Source organism: Phenylobacterium sp., from assembly GCF_036263695.1.
Lineage (GTDB): Bacteria > Pseudomonadota > Alphaproteobacteria > Caulobacterales > Caulobacteraceae > Phenylobacterium.
The window spans coordinates 1-10,441 of record NZ_DATAGM010000038.1; the positions used below are offsets into that span (position 1 = coordinate 1).

Here is a 10,441-nt window from a genome sequence, read left to right on the forward strand (position 1 = left end):
CGGCCCCTCGCCGCGGAAGGTGATCAGGCCCGACCCGGCCACCACCTCTTCGGCCGTGCCGCGCGCGATCAGCCGGCCGTAGCTGATGTAGGCGATCTCGTGGCAGCGCTCGGCCTCGTCCATGTAGTGGGTGGAGACCAGCACGGTCAGGCCCTGGGCCGACAGGGCGTGGATCTCGTCCCAGAAGGTGCGCCTGGCCTTCGGGTCGACGCCGGCGGTCGGTTCGTCGAGCAGCAGCAGCTGGGGCTCGTGGAGGGTGGCGCTTGCCAGCGCCAGCCGCTGCTTCCAGCCGCCGGAGAGGGCGCCGGCCAGCTGCTTTCGCCGTTCGGCCAGGCCCAAGCGCTCGAGCGCCGCCGCCACCCGCTCGCGCCGACGGTCGAGGCCGTGGACGCGGGCGGTGAACGCCAGGTTCTCCTCGATGGTCAGGTCCTCGTAGAGCGAGAACCGCTGGGTCATGTAGCCGGTGCGCTGCTTGATCTCGCCGGCCTCGCGGCGCAGGTCGAAGCCCAGCGCCGTACCCTCGCCGCTGTCGGGCGTCAGCAGCCCGCAGAGCATGCGCAGGGTGGTGGTCTTGCCCGAGCCGTTCGGCCCCAGGAAGCCGCAGATCCGGCCGGTCTCGAGCTGCAGCGCGACGTCCTGGACAACGTGCTTGTCGCCGAAGCTCTTGTTGAGGTGGCGGACGTCGATGGCCAGGGTCACGACGCGGCCTCCAGGGGCAGCACGTCCACCGGCTGGCCGGGGTTGAGACGGACCGAGGGGCGGGCCTCCACCAGGTAAACCAGCCGGTCGCGGCTCTCGCGCGAATAGATGATCGGGGGCGTGAACTCGGGCCTGGGGCTGACGAAAACGATCTGCGCCGTGAGGCCCTCCTGGCAGGCGTCGCAGCGGAAGCGGACGGAGCGGCCCGGCCGGTAGGCGGCGAGGTCCGTCCCGGGCACGAAGAACCGCAGCTTGATGCGATTGTGCGGCAGCAGGGCCAGCACCGGCTGGTTGGCCCCGGCCCATTCGCCGGGCTGGAAGAAGACCTCTTCGACGCGGGCGGCGGCAGGGGCGACGGGCGCGAGGTCGGCGAGTCGCGCGCCGGCGCCGGCCAGCCCGGCCTGCGCCTGCCGCACCCGCTGGTCGGCGGCCTCGATCTGGCCCTGGCGGGCGCCGAGCTCGGCGGCGTCGCGCCGGCGGGCGGCGGCGCGGACCTCGGCCTGGGCGGCCTGCCAGGCGGCCTGCACATCGTCGAGGCGGGCGGGAGCGTAGATGCCCTTCTGCACCAGCGGGCGGATGCGGCGAAGGTCGGCGGCGGCGTCCCGGGCCCGCGCTTCGGCGGCGGCCACCTGAGCGTCGAAGACGGCGAGCTCGAGCGGACGTTGGCCCTGGCGGGCGTCCTCCGCCTGCGCCCGGGCGGCGGCGACCTCGGCGGCGGCCTGGTCGCGCTGGGCGGCCAGCTGCTCGGGATCAACCACGAACAGCCGCTGGCCGGGCTTCACCTCCTGGCCGCGCTGGACGAGGACCTGCTCGACCGTCCCTGAGACGGGGGCGGCGAGGTAGAGCGGCTCGCCCTCAACGTAGCCGGTGAGCACCGGCGGCCCCTTCAGCCGCGGCGCGAGCACCAGCAGGGCGATCAGCCCGGCGGCGACCAGCAGAAGGGCGAGCGGGAGGATCCGGCGGCGCATCAGGCGGCCTCCGCCAGAATGCCCTGCAGCACAGCGCGGACGTGCTGGCGGGCCAGGGCGGGCATGTCGAAGGGCTCGGCGCCGATCGGGACGAAGGTCTCGCGCCAGATGACCCCGACCAGCAGCGGCGAGGCGACCGACAAGGCGTACATCCGCGGGTCGCCAGGTTTCACCTCGCCGCGCGCCTGGGCCGCGGCGATGGCGGCGGTGAGGGCGCCCAGCGCCTTGGAGACCAGCTGGTCATGCCAGACCTGGGCGAGCTCCGGGAAATTGCGCGCCTCCCCGATCACCATCTTCACCAGGCCGCCCACCGGCGTCGTGGTCACGACGTCGGCCATGCGGCCGGCCAGCATCTCGAGCAGGGGGCCGATCGGGCCCGGGTGGCCGGCCAGCACCGCGAGCACGGCGTCGAAGTTCGGCGCGACGCCTTGGGTGACGACCGCCCGGAAGAGTTCTTCCTTGGTCTCGAAGTAGAGATAGAGGGCGCCTTTGGAGACGCCGGCCCGGAGGGCGATGTCGTCGAGCTTGGCTCCGGCGAAGCCCTTCTGCGCGAACACCTCGAAGGCGGCGGCGACGATCTCGGCCGGCCGGGCCTCCTTTCGGCGTCGGAATTTCGGTGCGCCCGCCTGCATCGGCTGCTCCTAGTAACTGACCGATTAGTTAGTAATACGCCGGCGCGCTTGGCGCAACGGCGTTGTGCTAAGGGCCCGGGGTTGGCGCAGGGCAGGTCTGCGCGCTACCTGTCCGCCATGACCGCTCCCGCCCGCATCCACGGCGTCCGCCTCACGCCTGTGACGGCCCCGCTGACGGGGTCCGTGCGCCTGCCAGGATCGAAGTCGATCACCAACCGGGCGCTGCTGCTGGCGGGCCTGGCCAAGGGGACCAGCCGGCTCACCGGCGCGCTGAAGAGCGACGACACCGCCCACATGGCGACCGCCCTGCGGGACATGGGCGTCGCCGTCGAGGAGCCGGACGAGACCAGTTTCGTGGTCACCGGCTCTGGCCGGCTCGCGGCGCCCCAGCGCGCGCTGTTCCTCGGCAACGCCGGCACGGCCACCCGCTTCCTGAGCGCCGCGGCGGCGCTGGCCGATGGGGCCGTGGTGCTGGACGGCGACGCAAACATGCGCAAGCGGCCGATCGCGCCGCTGGTCGAGGCCCTGGCCCAGCTGGCGATAGAGGCCGCCGCGCCGACCGGCTGCCCGCCAGTGGTCGTGGCCGGGAAGGGCGGCTTTGAGGGTGGCAAGGTGGTGATCGACGCCCGCCTCTCCAGCCAGTACGCATCGGCCCTGCTGATGACCGGCGCCTGCGCCCGCGGGCCGGTGGAGGTCGAGCTCGCGCACGCCGAAATCGGCGCGGCCGGCTACATCGACCTGACCTTGGCGGCGATGCGCAAGTTCGGGGCGCAGGTGGAGCAGCTCGGCAACCGGCCCGCCTGGCGGATCGCCGCCACCGGCTATGGCGCCGCCGATGTGTTCATCGAGCCTGACGCCTCGGCCGCCACCTACCTCTGGGCCGCAGAGACGTTGACGGACGGGGCGATCGACCTGGGCATGCCCGCCCAGGCCTTCAGTCAGCCCGACGCCAAGGCCTGGAGCCTGATCCAGACCTTCCCGCGCATGCCGGCGGTCATCGAAGGCTCGCAGATGCAGGATGCGATCCCGACCCTGGCGGTGCTGGCGGCGTTCAACGAGACGCCCGTCCGCTTCACCGGCATCTCGGGCCTGCGTGTGAAGGAGTGCGACCGGATCTCGGCCCTGTCGCAGGGGCTGAACGCCATCCGCCAGGGCTTGGCGCGGGAGGAAGGCGACGAGCTGGTCGTCGAGGGCGACCCGGCGCTGGCCGGCCAGGAGCGGGCGTGCCGCATCGACACTTACGACGACCACCGGATGGCCATGGCGTTCGCGCTGGCTGGACTGAAGACGGCGGGGATCGTGATCCAGGACCCGGACTGCGTGGCCAAGACCTATCCCGGCTACTGGGACGCGCTGGCGGCGCTCGGCGTGGAACTCACCTTCGAAGCCTGAGGGAACGCGGGCGCAACGAATCAGGACCGAATCACTGACTCGGCCGGAATCACCCTTCGTTCCCTACAACCCATTGTATCTGACTCGTTTTTGGCCACAAACGAGCTGGACCGGCCTGGTGTCGCAGGCGCCGCTGCGCCTTGACGGGGGCTGAGGGGTTCGACTATATCGCGCGCTCCTCGCGGGGCCGCCGGCTCCGCGTCCGTTTTTCTACGCGAAGGTTCTATCGCCATGTCGCGCCGCTGCGAGCTTACGGGCGTCGGCCCCCTGGTCGGCCACAACGTGAGCCACTCGAACATCAAGACCAAGCGCCGGTTCCTGCCGAACCTGGCGCCCGCGACCCTGCAATCGGACGCGCTCGGCCAGAGCTTCCGCCTGCGGATCACCAACGCGGCCCTGCGCACCCTCGACTTCCGCGGTGGCCTGGACACCTTCCTCCTCGGCGCCAGCGACGAGCAGCTCTCCCCCCGCGCCCAGAAGATCAAGCGCCAGCTCAAGGCCAAGCTGGCCGAGCAGAAGGCGGCGTAAGGGTTCCAGCCTCACGAACTGCACAAAGGGCCGCTCCCCCGGGAGCGGCCCTTTCGCTTTTCAGACCTCTCCCCGCTACGCGGGGAGGTTTCAGGACTTCAGTGTCCCGTCGAACAGCGCCGTCAGCTCGCGCCAGTGCCGCTCGGCGCCTTCGGGGTTGTGCACCGCCATGTCGGTGGGCACCCAGCCGTGGCGGCAGCCGGGCCAGATGGAGACCTCGGCCTCCACGCCGGCGTCCTTTAGGGCCGCGGCCAGGCGCTCCTTCTGGGCCTCGTCGAAGCTGCGGTCCTCGTCGGCGCCGGCGACAAGCACCTTGGCCTTGATCTTGTCGGCTAGCAGGTGGGGGCTGTTCGGATCGTCGGTGGCCATGTTGCCGCCGTGGAAGGAGGCCGCCGCCCCGATGCGGTCCGGAAAGGCGCCGGCCGCGCGCAGGGCGACGCCGCCGCCCATGCAGTAGCCCGTGACGCCGACCTTCCCGGGCTTCACGTCCTTCTGCCGCTCCAGGAACTCCAGGCAGGCGCGGGCGTCGATCAGCTGGCGCTGGACGTCGGTGCTGGCGCGCAGCTTCTGGAAGATGGCCTGTGTCTCGGGATCACCGGCCCGGGCCTTGGCGATGTCGGGCGGATCGTAGCGGCCGGCGCGCCAGAAGAGGTCTGGGAGCAGGACGTAGTAGCCGGCCTTCGCCAGCCGCTCGCCCATCTCGAACAGCGCCGGCCGGATCGCCGGGGCGTCCATGAAGATGATCGCGCCGGGCCAGGGGCCTTGGCCGTCGTCGGGCTTGAAGACGAAGGCGCGGGCCTCGCCGTCGGCCGTGGGCAGGGCGATCTCGGTGTGGCTCATGGCGCGTCTCCCTTGGTTATGGCCGCCAGTCGAACGCCATCAGGATGGTGCGCTGGATCTTCTGGAAGTTGTCGTCCGACAGCAGATAGAAGCGCAGGCCGCCGCGGATCGGGACCGCCGCCACCGCCTCGAAGTTGTCGACGGTCATAGGCCGGGCGAGCTCCAGCCGGTCCACCTCGCCATGCGGCCCGTCGATCTTCAGCACGATCCGGTTGCCGCGCAGCGGGTCGAAGGCGCGCAGCAGGTAGGCGGTGCGCCCCTCGGGCAGCCGCCGCACCGCGACCAGCCCGAACTCGCGGCCCGGCCGCTCGAGCGCGCCGGCGGGCGCGCATCCGCCGGAGAGCCGGCACGCGAACAGCTGCGCCCCGTCCTCGCCGCCGGTCAGGTAGGCGTCCGGCCCGGCCGCCGGGTCGCCGCTCAGCGCCTCCATCCCGCCGTTGGCGGGGAACTGCGCCTGCGGCGCCGGCGCGTCGCGCGGCGGCTCGCCATTGGCGGGATAGAGCCAGATCCGGTGCCGCTGCTCGAAGCTGACCAGCAGGTCGCCGTTCGGCAGCCGGGCCAAGCCCTCGGAGTCGGCCTCCAGCTTGCCGGGCAGGGGCTGTCCGTCCGGCCCGAGGAGAGGGCGGATCTTTGCGCCAGTGACCCCGGTGAGGCGCCCGGCGCCGTCGAGCACCAGCCGCGCCTCGATGAGGTCGCCCTCGTCGGAGACAGCCAGCATGCGGCCGTCCGGCTCCACCAACAGGTCGGAGAGGCCGTGCAACCGGGCGGTGTCCTCCGACGTCAACGCCACGCCGCCGGCATAGGTGAAGCGCCCGATGCGGGTCTCGTCCGGATTGCCGGGATTGAGCGGCAGGGCCTCGGCTATGATCCGGATCGTCCCGTCCGCCGCCACCGGCTCACGCGGCAGCGGCGCGTCGGCGGGGGCGCAGGCGGCGAGAATGATCGTGAGGAACAGACCTCTCCCTCCGCTCAGCGGGAGGAGAGGGTAGGGTGAGGGGGGCGATCCGCCGATGTGGCGGGCGCGGCGCCTCAGCAGGCCCCTCACCCTACCCTCTCCCCGCCTTGCGGGGAGAGGTCATACGCCGGGATGAGCGGAGGGGGCTCAACTCACCACTCTCCGCACTTCCTTGAAGGTGGAGCGGCGCATCTGGCCTTGCGGGCCGTGGGCGCTGGGCGGCTGCTGCAGCAGGCCGGCGGAGGCGCGGGTCAGCTTGCGCGGCTCCTCCTCGAACAGCTCGGCAAGCTGTTCGACGATGGCGCCGGCCAGCTGCTCCACGTCCACGATGGTGACCGCGCGCTTGTAGTAGCGGGTCACGTCGTGGCCGATGCCGATGGCGATCAGCTGCACCGGGCTCTTGTTCTCGATCTCGCCAATCACCTCGCGCAGGTGGCGCTCCAGATAGTGGCCGGAGTTCACCGACAGGGTGGAGTCGTCCACCGGCGCGCCGTCGGAGATGACCATCAGGATGCGCCGCTGCTCGGGCCGGCCGATCAGCCGGTGGTGGGCCCAGATCAGCGCCTCGCCGTCGATGTTCTCCTTCAGGAGGCCCTCGCGCATCATCAGGCCGAGGTTGCGCCTCGCCCGGCGCCAGGGGGCGTCGGCGGCCTTGTAGATGATGTGGCGCAGGTCGTTCAGCCGGCCGGGCTGCGGGGGCTTGCCGGCCTTCAGCCAGTCCTCGCGCGACGTGCCGCCCTTCCAGGCCCTGGTGGTGAAGCCCAGGATCTCCACCTTGACCCCGCAGCGCTCTAGGGTGCGGGCCAGGATGTCGGCGCAGACCGCGGCGACCATGATCGGACGTCCCCGCATCGAGCCGGAATTGTCGATGAGGATGGTGACGACCGTGTCGCGGAATTCGGTGTCCTCCTCCTCCTTGAAGGAGAGGGGGGCCGTGGGGTCGATGATCACTCGGGTCAGCCGGGCGACGTCGAGGATGCCTTCCTCCAGGTCGAAGCTCCACGACCGGTTCTGCTGGGCCAGCAGCTTGCGCTGCAGCCGGTTGGCCAGGCGCGAGACGACGTTCGACAGGCTGGCCAGCTGCTGGTCGAGGTAGGCGCGCAGACGGCCCAGCTCCTCGGGATCGCACAGCTCCTCGGCCGCCACGATCTCGTCATGAGCGGTGGTGAACACCTTGTAGGTCGCCTTGGAGGGATCGCCCTTCAGATCCGGCCGGGCCGGCTGGTCGCCTTCGCCCATCTCCGGCGGCTCGTCGGTGTCCTCGGCGTTGGGGTCCTCCTCGGCCTCCATCATCTGCGAGTCGGCGTCCTCGCTCTCCCGGTGGGTGGCCTCGTTCTCGTCCATGGCCGCCTGCTGGGGCGACTTGCCTTCGCCTTCGCCCTCGTCGCCGTCGTCGCTGGCCTCGGGCTCGCCCTCTTCGCCGCTCTCGTCGTCCTGGTCGGCCTGGTCCGGGGCGTCGGACAGGTCGTCGCCCATGGAGAGGTCGCGGATGATCGCCCGGGCGACCTTGGCGAACGACTTCTGGTCCTCGATGGTCGCCGCCAGCTTGTCGAGGTCGGCGCCGGCCTTGGCCTCGATCTCCTGGCGGAACATCTCCACCATCGGCCGGGCCATCGGCGGCGGCGGCTCGCCGGTGAGCCGCTCGCGCACCAGCAACTGGACGACGTCCGCCAGCGGCGGATTCGCCTCGGCCTCGATCGGGTTGAACACCCGCCTGGCGTAGGTCTGCTCCAGAACCGCCTTCAGGTTCTCGCGCACGCCGCCGAGCGCGTTCGCGCCGATCGCCTCGATGCGCGCCTGCTCGATGGCGTCGTAGATCGGCGCGCCCTGGGCCGAGTTCGGGCGGGTCTTTGCGTGCTGTGCCACGTCGTGGTGGGCCAGCCTCAGGGCCATCTGGTCGGCCAGGCCCCGGATGCGCGCGGCGTCCTCAGGCTTCAGGTCCCGCGGCGGGTGCGGCAGCACCGCCCGTTTGCCCTGCAGCTGCGGCCCCTCGCCCGAGTAGACGATCTCCAGGTCGGCGGTCTCGGCCAGCGAGCGCGCGGCGTTGGCCAGGGCGCGCTTGAAGGGTTCGGTGGGGCTTTCGGGGTTCTTGGCCATGGAAGCTTTGTTTTATCCCGCCGGCGCGCCGCAAGCGAAGCGAAAGCTTGCTGCTGGCCGCGCCTTCGTCTTGTGCAGCTTGCCGGGCGCAGCCCCTCCGGTCATGGCGACGCTTGCATCTGGCGGAACGGGCATGCAAGGGGGCGCGTTGCTACCGGCCACAGAGTGCTTGAATGTTGAAGTGGGCTTTCGTCTTCGCCGCCGTCGCCGTCCTGGCGGGCATCCTGGGCTTCTCCGGGATGGCCGGAGAGGCGACGGGCGCGGCCAAGCTCCTGTTCGGCCTCTTCATGGTCGTGTTCGTGGTCATGGTCGCGCTGGCGGTGATGACCGGCCAGCGGCTCAGACGGTAGCGCTCCCCAGGAAAATCAGAAACTTAGAGTCTCACCGCGGAACGCGGGTCGCTCGCGCCACGTTTCCTCTCTCAGGAACGTGGAGATGCGAAGCAAATGAAAGCTCTGAACCTGATCACCCTGATGCTGGTGATCATCGGCGGCGTGAACTGGGGCCTGGTGGGCCTCTTCGACTTCAACCTCGTCGCCGCCCTGTTCGGTGAAGACAGCGCCTTGTCGCGGGTCGTCTACACCCTGGTTGGCCTGTCGGCCGTCTATCAGCTCGTGCCCTTCTCGCGCGCCACCCGCGTGGGCGAGGTTCCGGCGGAAGCGGCTCGCCACTAAGCCAGTCCGCGTCAAGGACTCAGCGCCCGCTCCGGATCACCGGGGCGGGCGCTTCTCGTTTCAGCCCTTGTTCTTCGCCAGCCAGGCCTTGGACTGGCTCTCGACGATGTCGACCAGGTTGCCCATGGCCAGGTTCACGTCGATGAGGTGCAGACCCCAGCCGGCGTTGACCTTGCCGTCGGCCCCGGGCACGTCGCCGGCGATGTCATCGGCCCGCGGATCCGCCGGGTCGGCGTTGATGTGCACCGACAGGTAGTGGAAGCCGTCCTTGTTCACGCATTCGCCCGTCAGCAGGCCGGGCACGGCGACGAACGGGGTGTCGAGGGTCTTGCCCTTGGCCCAGACCGGCGGGCCCTCGCCGGATATCATCGTCCGGCCGGCGGCCAGGTAGGCCTTCAGCTCGCCCTTGCCGCCCGAGAGGTTGGCCGGGTTCACGCAGGCAGCTCCCATGGTCGAGCCCGGCTCGCGCGGACGGCCGAACAGGCTGGTCGGCGGCGGCGGGACGGTGTCACGGAAGGCGGCGTAGGCGATGACGCAGCCGGTCTGCGTCGCCGACTTGCAGAGCGGGATCGAGGTGAAGGTCCCCGTGTCCCTGCCCTTCTCGACGGGCAAGGTGGTGCCCAGCAGCAGGGCGCTGACCAGCTGCTTCTGCGCCGGCTTACCGTCGACGTGTTCCTTGATCAGCTGGGTCAGCACGCCCGAGCCCTGGGAGTGGCCGATCAGGACCACGCCGCGGCCCTTGTTCTCGTTGGCCATGTACCAGTTCCAGGCGTCGACCACGTCGTTGTAGCCGGTCTGGGGCATGGCCCCGCGGTTGGCCGGCGGCGCGCCGCCCGACATCATCTGGCGCAGGGCCGTCAGGGTGAACTGGCGATAGAGCGGGGCGAACACCCGGCACTTGGAGCCGAAGCGGGCGAGCTGCTGCTCGACCACCCGCTTCTCCTCGGCGTTCGCGGTCATGTCGGAGATCACGCCCGGATCATTCGACACCGTCGGATAGACGTAGAAGCAGTCCACCTTGGCGGCCGGATCGGCCTTCCAGGTCTCCTTCTGGGTGGACCCGTCGGCCCTCACGATGGTGGCGGTGTTGTCGATCGCGCAGGCGTCGTCGCGCCCGGGCCAGCACAGCCAGTTGGCCTTGTTCGAATAGTCGTTCTTCGGCGGCGCGGCGTCCTGGGCCGTCGCAACGCCCATCGCCAGCATCATCGCCGCGGCCCCGAGCGTCAGCCCGGCCAGCATCTTCCTGGACATCAAATCCCCCTGACACCCTGACCGAGGTTATCTGGTCAGCGGTGACCGCTATGGCCCTGCGGTGGAGGGGGCGTCAATCGCGATTGCGACGTTTTCCGCGCGCCTTGATCGCCGCCCAGATCACCAGTGAGACCACCAGCGCGCCGGCGACGACGGCCAGCTCGCCGAAGACGCCGAGCGACGCCACGTCAAGCCACGCGAATGCGGGCGGTGCTTTCGGGCAGGTCCTGGCCGAAGGCGCGCTGGAAGAACTCGGCGACGGTGCCGCGCTCCAGCTCGTCGCACTTGTTCAGGAAGGTCATCCGGAAGGCGAGCGCGATGTCGCCGCCGAAGATCTCGGCGTTCTGGGCCCAGGTGATCACCGTCCGCGGGCTCATGACCGTGGAGATGTCGCCGTTCATGAAG

At 70.6% G+C, this 10,441-nt stretch carries 11 protein-coding genes and 1 pseudogene; 4 read left to right on the forward strand and 8 right to left on the reverse strand.

The annotated features are described in order from the left end of the window. The 3 genes from VHK87_RS01340 to VHK87_RS01350 form a co-directional block, all read right to left on the reverse strand. Positions 1 to 699: ABC transporter ATP-binding protein (locus VHK87_RS01340; protein ID WP_329633095.1), on the reverse strand; the 699-nt coding region annotated here is incomplete at its 3' end. Further along, positions 696 to 1,667, reverse strand: a complete 972-nt coding sequence (locus VHK87_RS01345; RefSeq protein ID WP_329633096.1) for an HlyD family secretion protein — start codon at positions 1,665 to 1,667, stop codon at positions 696 to 698. The genes VHK87_RS01340 and VHK87_RS01345, both read right to left, overlap by 4 nt. After that, on the reverse strand, positions 1,667 to 2,299 hold the full coding sequence (locus tag VHK87_RS01350; protein ID WP_329633097.1) for a TetR/AcrR family transcriptional regulator: 633 nt from the start codon (positions 2,297 to 2,299) through the stop codon (positions 1,667 to 1,669). Before VHK87_RS01350 ends, VHK87_RS01345 begins: the two co-directional genes overlap by 1 nt. A 117-nt stretch (positions 2,300 to 2,416) precedes the next feature. Between VHK87_RS01350 and VHK87_RS01355 the strand changes: the two genes are divergently transcribed. Both VHK87_RS01355 and rpmB read left to right on the forward strand, forming a co-directional pair. After that, positions 2,417 to 3,691 carry a 3-phosphoshikimate 1-carboxyvinyltransferase gene (locus VHK87_RS01355; RefSeq protein WP_414694088.1) on the forward strand — a complete coding sequence of 425 codons (1,275 nt, stop codon included), beginning with the start codon at positions 2,417 to 2,419 and terminating at the stop codon, positions 3,689 to 3,691. A gap of 231 nt (positions 3,692 to 3,922) precedes the next feature. Beyond that, positions 3,923 to 4,219, forward strand: a complete 297-nt coding sequence (gene rpmB / locus VHK87_RS01360) for a 50S ribosomal protein L28 (RefSeq protein ID WP_329633098.1) — start codon at positions 3,923 to 3,925, stop codon at positions 4,217 to 4,219. 90 nt (positions 4,220 to 4,309) lie between these two features. Here rpmB and VHK87_RS01365 read toward each other — a convergent pair whose 3' ends face one another. The 3 genes from VHK87_RS01365 to cobT are packed head-to-tail and all read right to left on the reverse strand — an operon-like array spanning position 4,310 to position 8,111. Continuing rightward, entirely contained in the window at positions 4,310 to 5,059 is a 750-nt protein-coding gene (locus VHK87_RS01365) for a dienelactone hydrolase family protein (protein ID WP_329633099.1), read from the reverse strand. Between the two features lie 16 nt (positions 5,060 to 5,075). Further along, positions 5,076 to 6,104 (reverse strand): esterase-like activity of phytase family protein, encoded by a 1,029-nt coding sequence (locus tag VHK87_RS01370; RefSeq protein ID WP_329633100.1) that lies wholly within the window; start codon positions 6,102 to 6,104, stop codon positions 5,076 to 5,078. 57 nt (positions 6,105 to 6,161) lie between these two features. Continuing rightward, positions 6,162 to 8,111 carry a cobaltochelatase subunit CobT gene (gene cobT / locus VHK87_RS01375; RefSeq protein ID WP_329633101.1) on the reverse strand — a complete coding sequence of 650 codons (1,950 nt, stop codon included), beginning with the start codon at positions 8,109 to 8,111 and terminating at the stop codon, positions 6,162 to 6,164. Positions 8,112 to 8,284: 173 nt separating this feature from the next. Between cobT and VHK87_RS01380 the strand changes: the two genes are divergently transcribed. Together VHK87_RS01380 and VHK87_RS01385 are read left to right on the forward strand one after the other, a co-directional pair. After that, the gene (locus tag VHK87_RS01380) at positions 8,285 to 8,461 is read left to right on the forward strand and encodes a DUF1328 domain-containing protein (protein ID WP_329633102.1); all 177 of its coding nucleotides are present in this window, start codon (positions 8,285 to 8,287) and stop codon (positions 8,459 to 8,461) included. Between the two features lie 96 nt (positions 8,462 to 8,557). Beyond that, complete coding sequence (locus VHK87_RS01385; protein ID WP_329633103.1) at positions 8,558 to 8,785, forward strand: DUF378 domain-containing protein; 228 nt, start codon at positions 8,558 to 8,560, stop codon at positions 8,783 to 8,785. Positions 8,786 to 8,845: 60 nt separating this feature from the next. Here VHK87_RS01385 and VHK87_RS01390 read toward each other — a convergent pair whose 3' ends face one another. Both VHK87_RS01390 and VHK87_RS01395 read right to left on the reverse strand, forming a co-directional pair. Beyond that, positions 8,846 to 10,036: a DUF3089 domain-containing protein gene (locus VHK87_RS01390; protein WP_329633104.1), complete on the reverse strand. Its 1,191-nt coding sequence runs from the start codon at positions 10,034 to 10,036 to the stop codon at positions 8,846 to 8,848. Between the two features lie 188 nt (positions 10,037 to 10,224). Beyond that, positions 10,225 to 10,441 (reverse strand): annotated as a pseudogene (locus VHK87_RS01395) (cobaltochelatase subunit CobS); the annotation flags it as partial.